This window comes from Gracilibacillus sp. JCM 18966 (assembly GCF_055392695.1).
Window position 1 is genome coordinate 2,687,630 of record NZ_AP043883.1, and the last position, 20,800, is coordinate 2,708,429.

The following is a 20,800-nucleotide window of genomic DNA, read 5'->3' on the forward strand; positions in this document are numbered from 1 at the left end:
AAGTAGACAGGTAAATAAACAAAATATTTTGTGCCATGTATGGTTTCCATGCATGGCTTTTTTATGCTGGAATTCTTAACCCCATCTTCAACGTCACGCGCTTTGTATTATAAAATTCAATATAAGCCTCAATATCTTTTTCTAATTCCTCAAATGTGTTATGAGTGGTTAGTCGATACATCTCTTCCTTGATGATCCCCCAAAAGTTTTCCATCGGACCGTTATCAATGCATTTACCAACACGCGACATGCTTTGGGTAATCTGGTGTTCTTCCACAAAACGTTTAAATCCATGGGACGTATATTGAAAGCCGCGATCACTATGAAATAATGTTTTCGCTGGTATAATGGTATCTTTAATCTGAGTAATCGTATCTCGTACTAAGGCATTGTTATTATGTCGGGATAATTTATAGGCTACAATTTTATTTTCACCATAATCTAAGACGGCACTTAAATAAGCTTTCGAATGAACTCCGTACTTAAATTCAGTGACATCTGTTAATAAGATCTCCATCGCGTTATACTCTGCTTGAAATTCTCTATTTAGGACATTTTCAGCCACGTGTTGCGGTTTATGTGGTCTATAGTTGTAACGTTTCCGACGGATAACGGCTTTTAAGCCTACTAAGCGCATCAAGCGGTACACACATTTATGATTCACTTGAGCGTTAAGGAAGTGGTTGAGATAGATCGTGATTCGACGATAACCATAAATCCCTTTATGTTCGTCATATATCTTTTGAATGCAAGCGCTCAAGTGTCTTAAGCGCTTCTCTGTTTTTGTTGGTTTCCGATGGAACCACTTATAATAACCCGAGCGACTCACACCTAATGCTTCACAAAGTATGGTTATTTTGAATCCCTTTTTTTCGAGTTTTTTAATGGTTTGGTATTTGGCCTCATGCCGCGTTTGCGTAACATCAACTCTCTTTCCTCTTCTTCTAACTTTTTTAACGCAGCATTCTCTGTTTCAAGGTACTCATTTCGTGCTTTTAATGCCTCAATTTCCGTTCGTAACTTTTCTTCATCTGTTTGGATCTTGTCTGGCTTTCCGCGACCTCGTCCATCTACCAGCCCGTCAGGGCCATGCTCTTTGTACTTTTGAACCCATGAATAAACATTATTATAAGAAACTTGATATTTTTTAGCTGTTTCCTTATACAATAAACCAGTATTTAAACAATCTTTGACGATTTCAATTCTCTCTTCTTGTGTCGTTTTTCGACTCTTCATCGTATACACCTCGGGTTTGGGAGAATAACTCCTATTCTTTTCCCCTCTAGTATACTTGATGATCCAACTTCTTACAGTATCAGGATTTGGAATATTATATTTCCGAGCTAATTGTTTAAAGGGTATACATTCTACGAGGTACTCGTTAATAACGGACTGTTTAAACTCTTCACTGTAATGATTATTTTTTGATGTCGTTTGAATTCCTTTTAGACCATGATTTTGGTATCTCAGCACCTTTTGACGAAAGGCCGATTCACTTAATAATAAACCAAATGTTTCACGTAATTCTTTAATACTTATTCCATCTTTCAGATACATTTGAATATACCATTCCAACTCTTCAGCTGTATGCTTACTATTTAAACGCATAAAAATCCCCCTAAAGTAGTTTTACTTTTTTAAGTGTCTACTTTAGGGGGAGCATATCAGCTACATTAAGAAACCTTTTTTTATAAAAAAATATGTGGTGGGCTTGCAACTAATTTTTCTCCATTATTTTGGAATGAATTCACAATATTAAATGTCCATAGAACCCCATTTCAATTTTTGGGATTGAGTTTCAGGGTAATGGACACTAAACATTGTAATAGTTGCTAAACAGCTGATTTTTTTCCGCAATGTACATAAACGAATATAAAGATCTCCATTAGTTTTTTGTTTTCAAAAGAATTACCCCAAGCTTTCCCATGCTGCGTGCATTCCAGCTACTCTTCCAGTGACAAGGGCTGCCGTAATGTTATATCCACCTGTATAACCGTGGATATCTAAAACCTCTCCACAAAAATAAAGTCCATTCATTAGCTTTGATTGCATGGTACTAGGGACAATTTCTTTAATGGAGACACCTCCACCTGTAACGAATGCTTTTTCAAGAGGTAGACTCCCATGTACATCAAACCGAAAATCTTTCAGATCATTTACTATGGAAATTACCATTTCCCGGGAAATGTTACCAGTATTCAACTGTGGTTCAAGGTTATTTTTGATTAAGATAAAATCTAAATATCTTTCTGGCACAATACCTTTTAACAAATTTTTAACACTTCTTTTAGGGTTTTCTTGAATTTTTAAGAGAATTTCATTAAGTAATTTTTCTTTGGCTTCTTCAGGAATAGCATCAATCGATACTTGAACTTTTTCTAAGCCAGATCGGAGTAGTTTTACAATAAATTGTGAACATCTTAAAGTAGCCGGACCTGAAATTCCAAAATGGGTAAACAGCATATCCATTTGGTGTGAGATCACCTTCTTTCTATTAGCATCATATACAGATAACTCTACATTTCTCAAGGAGAGTCCTTGTAGAGTTTTGGATCGTATAAATGACTCATTAGAAAGAATAGGGACTTCAGTCGGATACAAATCTGTTACCGTATGTCCAGCTTTTTTAGCCCAAGGAAATGCATCTCCTGTCGAACCGGTATGTGGAACTGCCTTTCCACCTGCAGCAATGACTATAGACTTTGTTTCGATTTTCTCCCCATTTTCTAAAATAACTCGATGGTTGGAATCTCCATAATCTATCGCTTGAACAGCCGTTTTCTTGCGTATAGTCACTTCGTATTTTCGTAATTCGTTTAGTAGCGCATTGACGACGTCCATTGCTTTATTACTGACAGGAAACATCCTTCCATGGTCTTCCTCTTTTAATGCAACACCTAAGCCTTCAAAATATTCAATAATGTCATAATTATCGAAAATAGAGAAAGGACTATATAAGAATTTTCCGTTACCTGGAATATGTTTAATCACTTCTTCTTTTGGTAGCCGGTTTGTAACATTGCACCTGCCCCCACCAGAGATAGCCAGTTTTTTCCCTAACTTATTTCCTTTTTCAATTAATAAGGTGCTTGCTCCCTGTTCAGCTGCAGCAATTGCTGCCATTAAGCCGGAAGGACCTCCACCAATAACGATAACCTGATATGTCATACAAGATAACCTACTTTCTAATGTGAATCTCATTACCTAATCATAAACTAATTTACTTCAGTAGTAAATGTCAACTTCTTATAGAGCTAAACCATTACTAATGCCTTATTTCGTCATGAATCGATACCATTCACTAAGTAGTTTATGATAGAATAAAAATGTTAGACGAATTTGTAGAATTTAGGTGAAAAAATGTCAAGCTCGAATTTTATACGAGGAACGATGTTGTTAACTGCAGCAAGTTTTCTCTCTAAATTTTTAGGGATGATTTATGTTATACCCTTCACTAACATTGTTGGAGAAACGGGAATGACTTTATATGGATTTGCGTATACACCATATAGCATATTAATTAGTGTATCGACAGTTGGGGTACCTTTAGCTGTTTCTAAGTTTGTATCGAAATATAATTCATTAGATGATTATTATACAAGTATGCGAATATTTAAACTTGGTACGGTATTAATGTTCATAACAGGTATAGTAGCCTTCTTCATTATGTACTTTGGTGCGGATGTCATTGCTAAATTATTTTTAGCTGAAGAAAAAAAGGAAATTTCTTTAGAAGATGCAGCCCATGTTATACAAATGGTAAGCTTTGCTTTAATTATAATCCCGAGCATGTCGATCATGCGGGGCTTTTTTCAAGGGAATCAGTCCATGGGACCGACTGCTGTATCACAAGTAATTGAACAGATTGCAAGAATTACCTTTTTACTAATTGGTGTATTTTTAATTAAGGTGGTATGGGATGGTTCTAATTCTACCGCTGTCGGGTTGGCGACATTTTCCGCCTTTGTAGGTGCCATTGCTTCATGGGTCGTATTATTAATGTACTGGAAAAATAGAAAAAGATTTCTATCTGAAAAACTAGATCAACAAAAGAAAAAAGTAAGGATACCTAGATCAAAGCTATTAAAGGAATTATTCCAGTATGCTGGACCATTTGTTTTAGTCGGAATTGCAACCTCACTGTATCAATTGGTCGATTTAATTACTTTCGATAAGGCAATGGTTGCTATTGGAAAAGGGGATATTTCCACAATCGCTTATTCTGTTTTCAATGTGCAAGGTCATAAAGTAATTTTAATTCCTGTAACCATTGCTACAGGACTTTCATTGGCATTGATTCCTGAAATAACTAAATCCTTTAATCTAAACCAGGTCGATCGGTTAAATAAACAGATTAATCAATCATTGCAAATAATTATGTTCTTTGTCTTACCAGCGGTTGCAGGGTTAGTCATTTTATCACATGAAATCTATGGGGGATTGTTTGGCATTGATAATATTTCGATTGCTGGACCTTTATTTGCTTGGTATGCCCCGACTGCATTAACCTTTGCCTTCTTCACCGTAACCTGTTCTATTTTACAAGGAATTGAACAACAAAAATTCACATTGATTAGTCTATCAGCAGGTATATTAATAAAAATCCTTTTAAACTCTTTAATGATTCAATTACTTGCTGAAAAAGGAGCAGTTATTACGACATTACTGGCAACAAGTGTTGCTGTTTTCTTAAACTTGTGGAGAATCAAAACTTCACTCAAATTCAGCTATCGAAGATTTCGAAAATTATCGCTATTAATGCTAATCTTTACCATTGTTATGGCGATATTGTTATTGCTTGTAAAATGGTTGTTTGGATTCTTTATTTCCTACAATGATGGGCAATTGATTGCTTTTGTCATTACAATAATTGCCGTATTTATAGGTGGAACATTCTATATGTACTTCGGTTATATGTCTACGCTTTTTGAACGAATAGTCGGTAAACGAATACCGATCTTAGATCGAATCTTCAGACGATGATTATATTGGGGGACAATTAAAATGCGTCTTGATAAGCTATTGGCTAATATGGGGATTGGAAGTAGAAAAGAAGTGAAAGAGCTGATCAAGAAGAAATCAGTCTCTGTTAATGGGAAAATAATAAAATCAAATCTTTCGATTGACCCAGAATTTGATAGAATTGAATGTAATGGTCAGGTAGTGGAGTACCAAAAATATGTTTATTTTATGCTCCATAAGCCTTCAGGTTACCTCTCAGCTACAAGAGATCAAGAACAAAAGACAGTGTTAGACCTTTTGAAGACAGAGGACCAGGCCCGTTCACCATTTCCAGTTGGTAGGTTGGACAAGAATACGGAAGGATTATTATTATTAACAAATGATGGGCAATTGGCTCATGAGCTCTTATCACCAAAAAAACATGTAGACAAAACCTATTTTGCGAAAATCTCTGGATTTGTCACAGAAAATGATGTAGCAGAATTTTTACAAGGAGTGGATATTGGTGATTATATTACAAAGCCAGCCAAACTGAAGATTCTTAAGGCAAAAGAAGTTTCGGAAATAGAAGTTACGATAACAGAAGGAAAGTTTCACCAAGTAAAACGAATGTTTGAAGCTGTTGGTAAAGAAGTGTTGTATTTAAAAAGGTTAACGATGGGATCACTGGAACTTGACTCAACCTTAAAATTGGGGCAGTATCGTGCTCTCACTGATCAAGAGATACAAAATATTTTAGAGGAAACGAAGGGATAGGTTAGTAGTATTCAATTAATGTAGATCGGTCATCCCTGATTGAATGCTGCTTACGACCATTGATTTAGCATGATGATAAAAAAACCAGCATTCTTTATATGCTGGTTTAAAATTGAATTGTATTATATATATATTTAAAATTTTACGATATCTTTACTTTTTTCTTTGTGATTTCCCAACGTCCCCGATTTGGGCTATTGACAAGCCCGTTATAAGCTAATAAGTGTAAATCTCGCTGTACAGTACGGTCTGTAATACCAAACTCTTCTGCTATTTCGTTTGTGGTTACACATCCATTCTCTTTAATAAAAAGATAGACTGATTTAACACGAGATAGCATACGGGTGGTTGATTGACTCAAAGAATCACTCCTTAAAAGTTATCGAATCCAATTACTATCATTCTATTCATGTTGCCTAACCTTATTTTACACTTATCGAAGAAATATTTCTAGCGTAATTGTGAATATTTACAGATAATTAAAAGATGAAAGGTGGTTGCACGATGTATTTAATAAGAAAATTTTTAACGAAGGTTGTTCATATCTCAAATTTAGCCATTTTCATCGTTAGCTTGCTACTTATTGTTTCGACAGCTTGGTTAATTATGCTAGTCGAGCGTGAAACCTTTCCGACCTTTTTCGACGGGCTATGGTGGGTGATGACGACTGTTACAACAGTTGGCTATGGAGATTTTTATCCAGTGTCGATTGGAGGTCGACTTATTGGGGTATTTTTGTACCTTTTTGGTATCGCACTTATAGGATTGGTATTAGGGAAGATTATCGAAGCATTTGCAATCTACCGTAAAAGAAGAGAAGAAGGTGAAATAATGTATAAAGGAAAGAATCATTATATTATTATCGGATGGTCTCAAAAAGCAAAATATGCGATAAGAGAAATGATTAATACAGACAAAAATATTGAAATTATTATCATTGATGAACTGGAAAAAGCACCGATATTAGATCACAATATTCATTATATTCAGGGGAATGCTTCTGAAAGAAACGTCTTAGAAAAAGCCAATATAAAAGAAGCGAATACAGTCTTAGTTTTTGCAGATGATAAAATCGAAAACGGCCAATTAACAGATGGAAAAACACTCTTGATTGCTTCTACCATTGAGTCGATAGCGCCAGAGGTATATACGATAGTGGAAATTATGGAAGAAATTCATATGAAAAATTTTAAATATATGAATGTGGATGAATTTATCCTTTCACATGAAACGATTTCTTCTTTATTTGTTAGGTCCGCCTTTAGAAAAGGAATATCTAATATTTTTTCTCAACTATTAAAACACGCTGAAGGTGACGACTTATACTATATTCCCACTCATTCTAAATGGAAAACCTATCGAGATGCGTTTGATGCATTACTTGAAAAAGGTGCGACTTTAGTAGCAGATCGTGACCAGTTAAACATAAATCGAATGCTCGATCATACTATTCCTAAAGATGCAGAGCTATATGTAATTTGTGATTCAGAATCACATCAACGGATTCTGGAGGAGGTGTAATATGTCTTTCCATTATTTTATTGCAATGAAGCTGGATCATTCCACTAAAGAATGGCTCGATTCATGGAAACCCGATATCAATAAATATCATCTGCCTTATAAAACATGGGTACATAAGCAAGATTATCATATTACACTTCAATTTTTGGGGGGAATCAAGGAAGAAAAGCGGAACCAATTGATGGACCTTCTAAATCGCGTTGAAAAGCTACCAGCATTCGCTACGCAAATTACAGGTTTGGACTATTTTGGACGTGAGGATAGACCGAAAGTTTTATACGCAAGTGTTGATAAAGCACAAGAATTAGAAAAACTATATTTAGCCATAAAGGCGATTTGTAAAGAGATCGAAATCCCAGTAGATAGTAGAGAGTATCATCCACATATCACTATAGCGAAAAAGTGGACAGGAAAGACCGAAAAGATAGATAAGAATATATTTAATCTTAAACTGAACAAATTAATTTATCTTTCTGAAGTCGCCTTATATCAGATAAATCCACGAAAAGAGATAAAATATCAACCTATAAAGGTCATCCCATTACAGAGAGGGTGTTGAACTTGGCGCAATTAATTAAATTAAAAAACTATATTTCTCGATACGAAAAAGATATGTACCATTATCCTAGTCAATACAGTCGTCTAAAAATGGAAAATTGGAATCGACTAAGGGAGCTTTGGCAGGAACAAAAGAATGATCAACCAGTGGAGATTTTAGAGGAGAAAGAGAAACACAATACCAAATGGCCTACTCTTTTTAAAGGGAAGGAAGAGGAAATGGTTAAGGAGGAACAAGCTCGGAAATTGGACCTACCAGAGGGTGAAAAGGAATTGAAGCAATATTTCCTTGATAAGTTATTGCCATTTCAACTAAAATGGGCATCTTCTACTACACATGAAATGTCATTCTTGGAGAAGGATTTTTACCATGATGAACGATTGAAATACTTTCTACAACGGATACCTGATACCTTTTTAATCCTTTATTCCCCCATTTTTAAATTGAAAAATCATTTATTGGATGGGGAAATTATCTTGATTAGTCCTGTTGGAATTGAGGTGATCACACTTTTAGAAAAATCCTACGATAGAAGAATTACAGCAAAGGATAATCGTTTTTGGTACATAGAGGAGAATAATGTTCAGGCAAAGATGCTAAGTCCACTCATTTCCTTGCAAAGAATGGAAAGAATTATTCGAGCAATTTTAGCAAAGCATGACGTTGAATTTCCGATAAAAAAAGTCGTCCTCTCTAGAACGAATGTATTCGAATACCTCACAGAGCCTTATCAAACAGAATATGTAGGTAAAGAGGAACATGAGGATTGGTTAATAGCAAAACAGAAGTTCATTTCACCCTTTAAGCATAATCAATTGAAAGCTGCTGATTTAATTGTAAAATATTGCGAAACAAAATCGTTTAAAAGACCGGAGTGGCAACAGGAAGAAGAAAAAAATAATGACATGAACAGACATAATTTCTTATAAATTTAGAAAAAATCTCATTTTTTACTTGAAAAGTTGTCTACTTTTGCGGTAATCTATTATTACTATTCCCTATTTTTCGGAATAATAAATAGACAGATTTTTGTGAGAGGAATTGAGGGTGACTGCTGTGGAACATATATTGGGAGAAAACTGGAAAATCGTATCTGCAGGTGGTTCTACTGGTGCAGCATACTACGCTCATTCGGAACAAAAGCAATTGTTTCTTAAACGCAACTCATCCCCATTTTTAGCAGTATTGTCAGCACAAGGCATTGTCCCGAAGCTTGTCTGGACAAAGCGGTTAGAAAATGGAGATGTTGTTACGGCACAGCAATGGTTAGACGGTAAAGCATTAAATAATGAAGAAATGCAACACCCTAAAGTAGCCAAATTGCTTAGTAAAATACATCATTCCTCTGAATTATTGGATATGCTTTTAAGGATTGAAAAAACAGAAGTAACCCCTGAAAATAGTCTGAAAACAGTGAAAGAACTTATTCAAAATAATTCAATTCAAACATTAGTCCTTTATAAGGCATATAAATACTTAGAAAGCCGCCTACCTTATATTCATATCGATCATCAAGTTGTTTGTCACTGCGATTTAGATCATCACAATTGGATGCTTTCTGAGAACGGAGAGCTCTATTTAATTGATTGGGACAATGCGCGTGTTGGTGATCCAGCAATGGACATTGGTCGAATTCTCCAGTCCTATATTCCGATGGAGGATTGGAACCAATGGTTAGCTTATTATGGTGTAGAAAATAGTACACATTTGATGCAGCGGATGCATTGGTACCTTATAATTGATGCTATTATCGGTTACGTTTGGAATTATCAGCATCGAAAAGAAAAAGAAGCCCATCAACATTTAATGGAACTAAATCAGCTTCTTTATCAAGTTAATAATTGGAATCTTTAATCGTTTCTAACCATCCCTGAATAGATGTTTGATTGTTTATGATGTGCTGATCTAAATCTTCTGAATTGGCACCATCAGTACCGTATTGATAAATACCGGTGAAGTGTTCCATTAGTTTAGTATGTGGTAGATCTGTTTTTTGCTGGAGTGATTCCACTAATCGAGCGATTTGCTCACATTCGGAAGAACTACCACAGCCTTCTTCGGCATGTAGGCTTAATAAATCATGCAATAAATCCAATTGATGTTGTGTATTTAACGTCATAAATATCCCACCTTTATCCTTAGCTTATACAAAAGTTATGGATTTATTCTATCGATAGAATAGCTTTTTTTTAAAGGAGAACACTTAAATGAGAGCAAGACATAAGCCTTGGGCGGATGAATATTTGAACAAGAATAAAGATATCATCGAGCCTGAACCAAAACAATTCAAAGGAAACTGGAAAAGTTTATTTGAAAGTGAGAAGCCTATTCATTTAGAAATAGGTACAGGAAAAGGTCAATTTATTGTAGGAATGGCAAAACAATATCCGGAAATTAATTTTATCGGATTAGAAGTAGTCAAAAGTATTATTGTGTCTGCTGTTGAAAAGGTAAAAGAAACTGATATTCATAATGTTCGTTTATTGAATGAAAATGCTGAAAACTTATCCGAGTTGTTTGCAGAAGGCGAGATTGACACACTATATTTGAATTTCTCTGATCCTTGGCCGAAAAATCGTCATGAAAAACGTCGATTAACGTTTCCAGCTTTTTTAGAACAATATAAAGCTATTATGAAAAAAAGTGGCCAGATTATATTAAAAACAGACAACAGAGGGTTGTTTGAATATTCACTAACTAGCTTTTCAAAATTCGACTTTGTGTTAGAGGATGTTACGTTAGATCTTCATGCAGAAGATGATCCAAATAATATAAAAACAGAGTATGAAGAGAAATTTTCAGCAAAAGGACTACCGATTTATCGTTGTGTCGCTAGAATTAAGAGCTAGATGTCTGTACATTACTTTAAATAAAAAAAGAGCTAAGCTTAGACTTAGCTCTTTTTTTTGATCTAACTGCGCTCTTCGCACCTAGGAGATGTCCGTGTGGTCGAATATACTCACTCTGTTTTTGTTTGAATAACTGATCCTGTTCTAGCATCGACAAAAAACTCTAAAGAAATATGTTGCCCGTCTACATGCTTGGTAATTCCACCATGGTATACATCATAGGTTAGCCCATGGATTTGATATTGCTCAGGTTTCATATAAATCCACGAACCACTTACATCATATTGTTGCTGAAATTTTTGTTTGGCCATTTTAAGAGCATTTTCTGGCTTAATCCACTGATTAGTTTTCTTCTGAATGGTATAACCTAGTATAAACCCAACTCCAACTGCCAGTATCCATTTATTTGTTTTCACAGTATCCTCCTACATTATGACAATGATAGATGTTTGCACTTTCCTTTAGTGTAAATAGAAATATTAAAAAAATGCAAGTATTTTAATGAAAATAAAAAAAGTGTTATAGTTAAGAAAATGATAAAAGAGGGTGCTTGTTTGTGAATCAAGAAACAATACAATTATTTCGTGAATTAACAGAGTTACCTGGAGCGTCGGGTAATGAACACCAAGTGCGTGATTTTATGCGCAAAGAGCTTGAAAAATATGCGGATGAAATTATCCAAGATAAATTGGGCGGTATATTTGGTCTGAAGCATGGTGAGGGACCTAAGGTTATGGTTGCAGGTCATATGGATGAAGTAGCCTTTATGGTGACACAAATAACCGAAAATGGGATGATTAGATTTCAACCACTTGGTGGGTGGTGGTCCCAGGTTTTATTATCTCAAAGAGTAGAAATTATGACAGAGCATGATAAAGTAGTTGGGGTAGTTGGATCGATTCCACCACATCTCCTCACAGCAGAAGAAAGAAAAAAACCGATGGAACAGAAAAACATGTTAATTGATGTCGGAGCAGATGACAAAGAAGATGCTAAAAAAATGGGAATTAAACCAGGACAATCGATCATACCTGTATCTTCTTTTACCCCAATGGCTAATCGTAAAAAAATATTAGCCAAGGCTTGGGATAATCGCTATGGCTGTGGTTTAGCGATTGAGCTATTAAAGGAATTAAAGGGAGAAAGTTTACCAAATCAGCTTTATTCGGGAGCAACTGTCCAGGAAGAGGTAGGACTAAGAGGTGCAAAAGTAGCAGCGAATATGATCGAACCAGATATTTTTTATGCACTAGATGCATCGCCTGCAAATGATATGTCAGGTGATAAAAAAGAATTTGGGCAGCTAGGAAAGGGTGCTTTACTTAGAATCTTCGATCGTTCCATGATTACACATAAAGGAATTCGTGAGTTTGTTTTAGATACTGCAGAATCACATAACATTCCATATCAGTATTTTGTATCACAAGGTGGGACAGATGCTGGTGCGGTACATTTGTCTAATCAAGGTGTACCATCCGCTGTTATTGGCATTTGTTCACGCTATATTCATACACATGCTTCCATCATTCACGTAGATGATTATCAAGCAGCGAAAGAATTACTCGTTCATCTCGTTAAAACAACAAACCAAAATACAGTAGACCAAATAAGGAAGTATTAAAAAAAATGAACATGATTGTTGGTTCTTTTAATAAAGCAAAAGTAAATGCAGTAAAACGAGTTTTTACAGAAGCTAGCGTGGAAAGTAAAGAGGTTTCCTCACAGGTTAGTGGACAGCCTAGGAGCGAGGAAGAAACATTAGAAGGGGCGATTAATCGAGCAAGAGCGTGTCGGAATGATACATCATTTGGGATCGGATTAGAAGGTGGCGTTACTTATCTTAACAACCAGCTTTTTCTTTGCAATTGGGGTGCATTAGTAACACCATCAGATGAATTATTTATAGCCAGTGGGGCTAAAATACCCTTACCGGAAATAATAGAACAAAAATTAGTAAAGGGTTTGGAGTTAAGTGAAATAATGGCTAATCTAACACACGAAGAAGATATTCGTCATCATTTAGGTGCAATCGGTGTGTTTACAAATGGAGAGGTATCAAGAGAAGAGATGTTTGTACATGTATCCTTACTTTTGAAAGGACAGTATCAATCATCGCATATAGGAAAAAAGAATTAAAAAATTCCTCTTGTTTAGATAAAGAAAAAAAAGTATGATTATAATGGGGAATATAGGACTATATGATCAGGAGGATCTCTATGAAGGTAAATGCGCCAGGATTGGCAGTAATTTGTGTATTACTAGTTTGTGTCGTAGCAATTAGTATCTTGAGCATAGAGCCAACAGAGGAAGTCTTATCAGAGGCAATTAAGGTAGCGGAAGAGAATTTTGATAATACAACTGTTGAGCCCAATGAGGAAACAGATCGTTTTTCCTTTTATTTACCGGAAGAATATGACATTGAAAAACAAACGAAAAATAACCTTATTTTAATTAGGGATGATCAAACGTACATTTTGTTTTACAATGCCTTAGAGGATAGAATGAGCCGTTTAAATTATGAGGCTGCGAAGGAAAGCGATTATACAGTGCTCGAATCGTTTGAAAAAAAGGATCGTTTCGGTTATATTCATATTTTAGAGGATGAAGAAGAGATGCTACAGCTCCAGATTGGAGTAGGTGGTGTCAAAATTACTACAATTAGTGAGAAGGGTCGGTTAGCGGAGGATGCTAAACAAATGATGCTTATCGCTAATTCCATTGCCTATGAAAATCATCAATAATTGGAGGTTTATACATTGCAGCCATTACAATCAGAACAACAATTTAACGAATTGATCCAAGGGGAAAGAGTCATCTTTCTATTTACAGCTGGTTGGTGCCCAGATTGTCGTATCATCGAACCAGTCTTACCGGAAATAGAAGAAAAATTTAATACGTATCAATTTGTTTCCGTTGATCGAGATCAATTTATCGATATTTGTGCAGAATATGATATATTCGGCATTCCAAGCTTTTTAGCATTCGACAAAGGTCAAGAAGTTGATCGGTTCGTAAGTAAAGATCGCAAAACACAGGAAGAAATTGAAACTTTTTTAACAGATTTATTTTAATTAATCGATGAAAAGGGCTTATCATAAAGATAGGCTCTTTTTATGTCTAATGAAATCTTAACGGAAATTAGCAGTGGTGTACTTGCTAGAAGCTTAAGCAGATCAATCATTCGCTCATTTTCTTGATTCCATGAAGTTCTACATGCTAAAATGAAGATTGGTTGTTTTCTTCCTAGAAGGAGGATGCTAAAAATGAAGATGACTACATTAAAAATGAAAAAAAAATTAGACGAGCTTTTTATAAATGAAGCATGGCGTGTATCCTTTTTACGAGATAAAGATATTTATCGAGTAGAGTGGAAGGACACGAAGCAAGGTGTTTCGATCAAAATTCCCAATGTGATTACAAAATATGAACAAAGAGGAAACAAAGCATTAGACGAACTTCAGTTTCATGTATCGGAATCTTTAAAAATGATGCATGAAGAGCATGAGTTAGATGGAAAGGAAAAGAATATCTTTCCAGTAATTCGTGCAACTTCCTTTCCAAAGAAGACAAAGGCGGGTATCAAGTTAGTTTATTCCGAACATACTGCGGAAACGAATATTTATTATGCCCTTGATCTTGGAACAACCTACCAACTAATTGATGAAAAAATGTTAGAGGAACAAGGCTGGACGAAGGAACGGTTAAGAGAGATATCGATATTTAATCTACGATCTTTAGACATAGATAGTAAAAAAGACACAGTTGCTGGAAATGATTATTACTTTATTGCAACTCAGGATGGCTATGATGCCAGCCGTATATTAAATGAATCCTACTTGGAGGAAATGAAAGCTAACGCACTCGGGGAATTAGTTGTCGCCGTTCCTCATCAGGATGTACTGATTGTTGCAGATATCCAAAACGAAACCGGTTATGATATTATCGCACAGATGAATATGAAATTCTTTGCTGAAGGACGAGTTCCTATTACTTCATTGCCATTCGTTTATGACAACAAGCATTTAGAACCTATATTTATTCTGGCAAAAAACAAACCAAAAAAATAAACCGAAGGGAAGAACGAAGAAATGTATGCTTTTTATAATAAACAAGGTATTGGAGATGTGTTACTTTTTCCGATTAAATCAACCAATGACAAAATTGATTTTGAAAGAAAACAAGACATTGTGAAAATAATGGATAGAGAAACTAATCAAATTATTGGATATAATATTTTCCAAGCATCCACTTATTTTGCTTCTTTGGAACAAGGAAAATTAAAAGTAACTGAATCTCTTTTAAGTGAAATTAAACATGCATTTCAACAAAATGGAGTGGAGGAGGATTTAGAGCTTGATCTTTCCCCTAAATTTGTGGTGGGGCATGTTCAATCGACTGCACTACATGAAAATGCCGATAAACTAAAGGTATGTAAAGTAGATGTTGGTACGGAAACACTACAAATCGTATGTGGTGCCCCCAACGTGCAGGAAGGACAAAAAGTAGTCGTAGCAAAGGTTGGGGCGATTATGCCTAGCGGTATGGAAATTAAGGAGTCAAATCTTAGAGGAATAGATTCATTTGGTATGATCTGTTCTCAGAAAGAATTAGGCATTCCTAACGCTCCAAAAGAAAAAGGAATCTACGTATTAAATGAAAACATGAAAATAGGAGAAGAATTTCAGTTATAAGCCTTTGTCCATGAACAAAGGTTTTCTTTTTCCTTGGAATTTGATAAAAAGTGATGGTTGTTTTTTCTTAACTGGGCCTAGTTCTATCGTTAGAAATGCAGGAGCTTATAAACTGCAAGTGGAGCTAATACACCGTTAGAAATGCATTTTATAAAGCCAATAAACTGCAAGTGGAGCTGATACTTCGTTAGAAATGCATTTTATAAAGCCAATAAACTGCAAATGGAGCTAATACTTCGTTAGAAATGCATTTTATAAAGCCAATAAACTGCAAGTGGAGCTAATACTTCGTTAGAAATGCAGTTTATAAAGCCAATAAACTGCAAATGGAGCTAATACTTCGTTAGAAATGCATTTTATAAAGCCAATAAACTGCAAATGGAGCTAATACTTCGTTAGAAATGCAGTTTATAAAGCCATTAAACTACAACTTGATCTAGTGCTTGCATTGAGATGCGGTTTATATCGTTTGAGAAGTTAAGTTTCCTCACCTGCTATTCATTAACCATGTTTCATGCTAAAATAGTTAGGATGGATACTTATCGTACCAATTTGAGGAAGTGAGTGAACGTACGATGTGGAAGGAATTTAAAAATAAGTGGAACAATTTATTCGATGAGGAAGTAGAGCAAACCGAAAGAAATACTGATCATCGACAGGTAAGAAGCTTTGGACATAAATCAATAGAATCAAAAGTATCTTACCAATACCCTAAAAATAATCATACTCAGCCGAAAGCTATAGCTGCAAATAAAAAAGAGGGACAAAAACCAAAAGAGCGTGCCAAGGAAGCAGAATCATTTCCAGAAAGAACACAACCATTTAAGGCAAGTGATGTTCCTTCACCAGTTCATGGCTTTCGTGGTTATAAAAAAAAGGAGCCAGACACGATCGATAATAGAACTGTGCGTGTGGAAACGAGGGAAGAGGAGCCAGAATCCCAGGAAGTACATAACCATATGCAAGAACATCATACAAAGAAGATTGTAGAAGCTTCTACTCTAAACCTTATAACAGATGATGATATGCCGAATCACAACAATCGAAAGGAATCTGTTCGTAAGCCATTCAGTGAAGGTGAAGCAGATTCGCCTAATCATCAGCCTCAAAAGACGAGAAGCGCACAACCTTTATTACAACAGAAATCAAACAAGGAAGGATCATTTTCGAAAAAGCCAATCAATGTCATGATGACACCGAGAGATAAAAAGGTGTTAGCCGATAGACAGAGGAATATGCCGGATAGACCAAATCAGATGTCAAATAATATCGTGAAAAAGGTACCATTACATTTACTGAATGATGCTTCTGATCATGAAGAGGTGAATCATGAGGAATGGGTGAGGAAGCAGGCGGAAAATTTACAAACAACATTACGGTATTTTCATATCAAGGCGAAGGTAGTAGGTGCTACACAAGGACCTTCTGTTACGAGATTTGAAATTCAACCAGAGCCTGGCGTGAAGGTAAGTAAAATAAAGAATTTATCGGATGACATCAAATTAAATCTTGCAGCAAAGGATATTCGAATGGAAGCTCCCATTCCAGGTAAAAATACCATCGGAATTGAGGTGCCTAATGCAAAGTCTGAACCAGTATTCCTACAACGCATGCTAGAATCGAAAGAATTTCAGGATCAACCCTCTCCACTTACGGTTGCACTAGGGGCTGATATCGAGGGGAATGCGGTAGTAACAGATTTGCAGAAAATGCCACACGGCCTGATTGCAGGGGCTACGGGTTCAGGAAAAAGTGTTTGTATTAACACGATATTAATTAGTATGCTTTACAAGGCGAATCATGAAGAAGTGAAATTTTTATTAATAGATCCGAAAATGGTAGAGCTGACACCATATAATGAGATTCCCCATTTAGTAGCACCAGTAATTACTGATGTAAAAGCGGCAACTTCCTCGCTTAAATGGGCTGTTAGTGAGATGGAGAACCGGTATCAATTGTTTGTCGAAGAACGGGTACGGGATTTAACACGATATAATGATAAAATGGTCCAGCAAAATCGCACCACTGAAAAATTACCTTATATTGTCATTGTAATAGATGAGCTTGCTGATCTAATGATGACATCACCTCAGGATGTAGAAGATGCTATTTGTCGAATTGCGCAAAAAGCTAGAGCGTGTGGAATACATTTATTAATCGCTACTCAAAGACCTTCGGTGGATGTCATCACTGGTTTGATTAAAGCCAATATACCGACGAGAATAGCTTTTAGTGTTTCATCACAAGTTGATTCGAGAACGATTCTAGATGTAGCTGGAGCCGAGAAACTACTTGGAAAAGGGGACATGTTATTTATTGAAAATGGCTCTGGTGAAACAAGGAGAATACAAGGCGCTTTCGTATCTGACGAGGAAATTGAAAGAATTACTCACTATGTTAAACAAATGGCATCACCTAATTATCTATTCGAACAGGAGCAATTGATTCAACAAATTGATTCATCTGAGGAGCGTGATGAATTGTATTCGGAAGCGATAGAATTTGTTTTGGATCATAATGGCGCTAGTGCTTCATTACTTCAACGACGTTTTAAAATTGGTTACAACAGAGCGGCACGTTTGATTGACTCACTAGAACAGGACGGCATAATTTCTGGACAAAATGGTAGTAAGCCCCGAGAAGTGTTAGTGAGTAAAAGTGAAATCTTTGAGCAATAGATGCATTGAATAAGGAAAGACTTGTCGAATAGATGGGATTGTTTTATGATAGATCTATTGGATTTTTAGTCTAGATGAACGTCAGCTAGGCAAATTGTATATAATATGACAACAGACAAATGAAACATAACGATGCCCTTACTATTTAATGAATTTATACGTAAGGATTTCATAAATAATAAGATAACAAAAAATTAATCCATTTATTCGACTGGGCGTTTTCGAAAAGCCATTCTAGGTTTCGCAGTCAAATAACAAGAAGAGAATTCTCTTCGCCATTGAAGGAAGAAGGGAAAAATTAAGAAGGTCAGTTTGTCTGAATGATCAGCCGAACTTACGAGAGATTACAGATGTTGGAGGTTCATTTTATGGGAATTTACCATTTTGTTGGTATAAAAGGAACTGGTATGAGTTCACTTGCGCAAATTTTATCTGATACAGGGATGCAAGTACAAGGTTCTGATATTGATCAATATATTTTTACACAAGACCAATTAGAAAAAAGAGATATACCAATCCTGTCTTTTTCAAAAGAAAATATTAAAGAAGGACTTATTATTATTGCAGGTAATGCATTTAAAGAGGATCATGAGGAAATCAAAGAGGCAAAACGGCTAGGTTTACCCTTTTATCGTTATCATGAATTTTTGGGAGAATGGCTCGGGAAATATACGAGTATTGCAGTTACTGGAGCTCACGGCAAAACCTCTACCACAGGTTTATTAGCACACGTATTGGAAGCATCCTTCCCTATCTCTTATTTAATTGGTGATGGTACAGGTAAGGGAGCACCTGAAAGTAAGTATTTTGTTTTTGAAGCTTGTGAGTATAGACGCCATTTCTTGGCGTATCAGCCAGATTACGCAATTATGACAAATATTGATTTTGACCATCCGGACTATTTTAAGGATATTGAGGATGTCTATTCTGCTTTTCAAGAGATGGCAGAAAACGTCAAAAAAGGAATTATCGCTTGTGGTGATGATGAATATCTTCAATCTATTCAAGCAAAAGTTCCCGTATTATATTATGGTTTAAACGATAACAATGATTTTCAAGCAAAAAGTATTCGAATAGAGAATCAAAGAACAGTTTTTGATGTCTATGTTCGAAATACTTTTTATGATACCTTTGAAATTAATACATTCGGTACACATAATATTTTAAATGCATTAGCTGTGATTGCAATTTGTCATTATGAAGAGATGAATCCTGCACAAATTAAAGAGATAGTGTCTTTCACTGGTGTTAAAAGGCGCTTTTCAGAAAAAAAATGGAACAAACAAGTATTGGTGGATGATTATGCCCATCATCCGAAAGAAATTGAAGCAACAATCGAAGCAGCAAGAAAAAAATATCCAGACAAAGAAATTGTCGCTATTTTTCAACCACATACGTTCTCAAGAACAAAGACATTCTTAAAAGAATTTGGAGATTCTTTATCTGCGGCAGACGCTATTTATCTTTGCGATATTTTTGGCTCAGCAAGAGAAACAAAGGCTGATTTAAGTATTGAAGATTTAAAGGAGCTTATCCCGAATAGTAAAGTATTGGAATTAGATGAAGTAGAAAAACTCAAAAATCATGCTAGTGGAGTATTAGTATTTATGGGGGCAGGAGATATTCAAAAATATCAAGATGCTTATGAAAGAATTTTCATTTAAAAAAAAGCAGGAAAATGAATAATTCTTGTAGAATAAAGTAAGGAAAGAAGATTTTTTTCGCTTCTTTCTTTCTTTTTTGTTTAGAAATCTTGTCTTCGGGTATACCATAATTATAATAAACTTTCTAACTAATCGATAATTACATAAAGAGGAGTGAGCTTATGGAAATACTAGGATACCTTGCTGCGATTATAGCTGCAATTGCCTTTGCTGTTCTTGTTGTTTACCTTGTAAAAGTTTTAAAAGAAACACAAAGGACGATGGCAAATGTTGCAGATACTTTAGAAGGCCTAGAGAAACAGATGGAAGGTATTACACTCGAAACAACTGCTTTATTAAACAAAACCAATAAATTGGCAGAGGATATTAATGACAAGGCAACTAGACTAAATACCCTTGTCGATGGAGTAAAGAACATTGGTGACAGTGTAAAAGAATTTACACAGTCGATTAAAAATGTTTCCAAATCAGTGAACCGAGTAGCTGAGGAGAATAAAGAAACGACTGCACAAGCTATTAAGTGGAGTACTGTAGTATTAGAGATGTTTAAAAAAAATAAAACTAGATAATATAGGAGGAATTGGAAATGACAAATCAATCAAACAATTATGAAGACAACAAAAACATTAATAGTAAGGATTTTTTAATTGGCTCTCTGATTGGGGGAATTGTCGGAGCATCATTAGCACTAATTTTTGCACCGAAATCAGGTAAAGAGCTACGTGGGGATTTAAATCAAGGTGCGCATTATGTAAAAGAACGTGCAAACGAATTAAAAGGTGTAGCCTATGAAAAAGGAAATGAATGGAAGAGTTATGCAAAAGATCAATCAGAGAATATAGGAAGAGTAGTATCTGAGAAGTCACAAGACATTACGAAAAAATTAAAAGAAACAAAAGCTACGATCCAAGATAAAATGAAAAATGAAGATGATCCAGAAAAAGCTGCTGAAGAGGTAGCTCAAGCTATTGATGAAGCAGCACGAGAAATAGAATCAGAAGAGAATGCAACAAACATTTAAGAAATAGACTTTTATAAATAGTTACCCGGACTTTATCTAAGTCCGGGATATTTTTTGGTTTATACGTTAGTGCAGTAAGTAATGTGATGATGTGAAAAT

At 35.4% G+C, this 20,800-nt stretch carries 22 protein-coding genes and 1 pseudogene; 17 read left to right on the top strand and 6 right to left on the bottom strand.

The window, feature by feature from the left end; translation table 11 throughout:
* Positions 1–61 precede the first annotated feature (61 nt).
* The 3 genes and pseudogenes from ACZ5N5_RS12830 to ACZ5N5_RS12840 all read right to left on the bottom strand — a co-directional run.
* Positions 62–892 (bottom strand): annotated as a pseudogene (locus ACZ5N5_RS12830) (IS3 family transposase); the annotation flags it as partial.
* A complete protein-coding gene (locus ACZ5N5_RS12835) occupies positions 853–1,608 on the bottom strand; it encodes a transposase (protein WP_464372607.1) in 756 nt (251 codons plus the stop codon). The gene ACZ5N5_RS12835 and the pseudogene ACZ5N5_RS12830, both read right to left, overlap by 40 nt.
* 300 nt (positions 1,609–1,908) lie before the next feature.
* Complete coding sequence (locus tag ACZ5N5_RS12840; protein WP_464372608.1) at positions 1,909–3,168, bottom strand: BaiN/RdsA family NAD(P)/FAD-dependent oxidoreductase; 1,260 nt, start codon at positions 3,166–3,168, stop codon at positions 1,909–1,911.
* Between the two features lie 192 nt (positions 3,169–3,360).
* On the opposite strand from ACZ5N5_RS12840, the gene ACZ5N5_RS12845 reads away from it, so the two are divergent.
* Complete coding sequence (locus ACZ5N5_RS12845) at positions 3,361–4,983, top strand: putative polysaccharide biosynthesis protein (protein WP_109983028.1); 1,623 nt, start codon at positions 3,361–3,363, stop codon at positions 4,981–4,983.
* A 21-nt stretch (positions 4,984–5,004) separates the two neighbouring features.
* A complete protein-coding gene (locus ACZ5N5_RS12850; protein WP_109983027.1) occupies positions 5,005–5,718 on the top strand; it encodes a pseudouridine synthase in 714 nt (237 codons plus the stop codon).
* Positions 5,719–5,860: 142 nt separating this feature from the next.
* On the opposite strand, the gene ACZ5N5_RS12855 is transcribed toward ACZ5N5_RS12850, so the two are convergent.
* Positions 5,861–6,079: an HTH domain-containing protein gene (locus ACZ5N5_RS12855; protein WP_109983026.1), complete on the bottom strand. Its 219-nt coding sequence runs from the start codon at positions 6,077–6,079 to the stop codon at positions 5,861–5,863.
* 143 nt (positions 6,080–6,222) lie between these two features.
* Between ACZ5N5_RS12855 and ACZ5N5_RS12860 the strand changes: the two genes are divergently transcribed.
* The 4 genes from ACZ5N5_RS12860 to ACZ5N5_RS12875 all read left to right on the top strand — a co-directional run bounded on the left by ACZ5N5_RS12860 (position 6,223) and on the right by ACZ5N5_RS12875 (position 9,652).
* A complete protein-coding gene (locus tag ACZ5N5_RS12860) occupies positions 6,223–7,239 on the top strand; it encodes a potassium channel family protein (RefSeq protein WP_054789106.1) in 1,017 nt (338 codons plus the stop codon).
* Between the two features lies 1 nt (position 7,240).
* Entirely contained in the window at positions 7,241–7,798 is a 558-nt protein-coding gene (gene thpR / locus ACZ5N5_RS12865) for an RNA 2',3'-cyclic phosphodiesterase (RefSeq protein WP_464368181.1), read from the top strand.
* A 2-nt stretch (positions 7,799–7,800) separates the two neighbouring features.
* Positions 7,801–8,727, top strand: a complete 927-nt coding sequence (locus tag ACZ5N5_RS12870; RefSeq protein WP_109983024.1) for an NERD domain-containing protein — start codon at positions 7,801–7,803, stop codon at positions 8,725–8,727.
* Between the two features lie 127 nt (positions 8,728–8,854).
* Positions 8,855–9,652 carry a phosphotransferase family protein gene (locus tag ACZ5N5_RS12875; RefSeq protein ID WP_054789108.1) on the top strand — a complete coding sequence of 266 codons (798 nt, stop codon included), beginning with the start codon at positions 8,855–8,857 and terminating at the stop codon, positions 9,650–9,652.
* On the opposite strand, the gene ACZ5N5_RS12880 is transcribed toward ACZ5N5_RS12875, so the two are convergent.
* Positions 9,633–9,917 carry a YtzH-like family protein gene (locus ACZ5N5_RS12880; RefSeq protein ID WP_054789103.1) on the bottom strand — a complete coding sequence of 95 codons (285 nt, stop codon included), beginning with the start codon at positions 9,915–9,917 and terminating at the stop codon, positions 9,633–9,635. The two genes, ACZ5N5_RS12875 and ACZ5N5_RS12880, sit on opposite strands and share 20 nt — an antisense overlap.
* An 88-nt stretch (positions 9,918–10,005) precedes the next feature.
* On the opposite strand from ACZ5N5_RS12880, the gene trmB reads away from it, so the two are divergent.
* Positions 10,006–10,647: a tRNA (guanosine(46)-N7)-methyltransferase TrmB gene (trmB, locus tag ACZ5N5_RS12885; RefSeq protein ID WP_464372609.1), complete on the top strand. Its 642-nt coding sequence runs from the start codon at positions 10,006–10,008 to the stop codon at positions 10,645–10,647.
* Between the two features lie 110 nt (positions 10,648–10,757).
* On the opposite strand, the gene ACZ5N5_RS12890 is transcribed toward trmB, so the two are convergent.
* Entirely contained in the window at positions 10,758–11,063 is a 306-nt protein-coding gene (locus tag ACZ5N5_RS12890) for a PepSY domain-containing protein (RefSeq protein WP_054861383.1), read from the bottom strand.
* A gap of 140 nt (positions 11,064–11,203) precedes the next feature.
* On the opposite strand from ACZ5N5_RS12890, the gene ACZ5N5_RS12895 reads away from it, so the two are divergent.
* From ACZ5N5_RS12895 to ACZ5N5_RS12940, 10 genes are all read left to right on the top strand, one after another.
* On the top strand, positions 11,204–12,268 hold the full coding sequence (locus ACZ5N5_RS12895; protein WP_464372610.1) for a M42 family metallopeptidase: 1,065 nt from the start codon (positions 11,204–11,206) through the stop codon (positions 12,266–12,268).
* Between the two features lie 5 nt (positions 12,269–12,273).
* Positions 12,274–12,783, top strand: coding sequence for a DUF84 family protein (locus ACZ5N5_RS12900; RefSeq protein ID WP_109983020.1), 510 nt, complete (start codon positions 12,274–12,276; stop codon positions 12,781–12,783).
* A gap of 80 nt (positions 12,784–12,863) precedes the next feature.
* Entirely contained in the window at positions 12,864–13,388 is a 525-nt protein-coding gene (locus ACZ5N5_RS12905; RefSeq protein ID WP_054861386.1) for a hypothetical protein, read from the top strand.
* 15 nt (positions 13,389–13,403) lie between these two features.
* A complete protein-coding gene (locus ACZ5N5_RS12910; RefSeq protein WP_109983019.1) occupies positions 13,404–13,718 on the top strand; it encodes a thioredoxin family protein in 315 nt (104 codons plus the stop codon).
* 192 nt (positions 13,719–13,910) lie between these two features.
* Complete coding sequence (locus ACZ5N5_RS12915) at positions 13,911–14,714, top strand: DUF1444 domain-containing protein (protein ID WP_277678821.1); 804 nt, start codon at positions 13,911–13,913, stop codon at positions 14,712–14,714.
* Positions 14,715–14,735: 21 nt separating this feature from the next.
* Positions 14,736–15,338, top strand: coding sequence for a YtpR family tRNA-binding protein (gene ytpR, locus ACZ5N5_RS12920; RefSeq protein WP_054789098.1), 603 nt, complete (start codon positions 14,736–14,738; stop codon positions 15,336–15,338).
* A gap of 560 nt (positions 15,339–15,898) precedes the next feature.
* Positions 15,899–18,016, top strand: a complete 2,118-nt coding sequence (locus ACZ5N5_RS12925) for a DNA translocase FtsK (RefSeq protein ID WP_464372611.1) — start codon at positions 15,899–15,901, stop codon at positions 18,014–18,016.
* A gap of 368 nt (positions 18,017–18,384) precedes the next feature.
* On the top strand, positions 18,385–19,680 hold the full coding sequence (gene murC / locus ACZ5N5_RS12930; RefSeq protein ID WP_277678820.1) for a UDP-N-acetylmuramate--L-alanine ligase: 1,296 nt from the start codon (positions 18,385–18,387) through the stop codon (positions 19,678–19,680).
* A gap of 161 nt (positions 19,681–19,841) precedes the next feature.
* A complete protein-coding gene (locus tag ACZ5N5_RS12935; protein ID WP_054789097.1) occupies positions 19,842–20,249 on the top strand; it encodes a DUF948 domain-containing protein in 408 nt (135 codons plus the stop codon).
* A gap of 17 nt (positions 20,250–20,266) precedes the next feature.
* Positions 20,267–20,701, top strand: a complete 435-nt coding sequence (locus ACZ5N5_RS12940; protein ID WP_277678819.1) for a YtxH domain-containing protein — start codon at positions 20,267–20,269, stop codon at positions 20,699–20,701.
* Positions 20,702–20,800 lie beyond the last annotated feature (99 nt).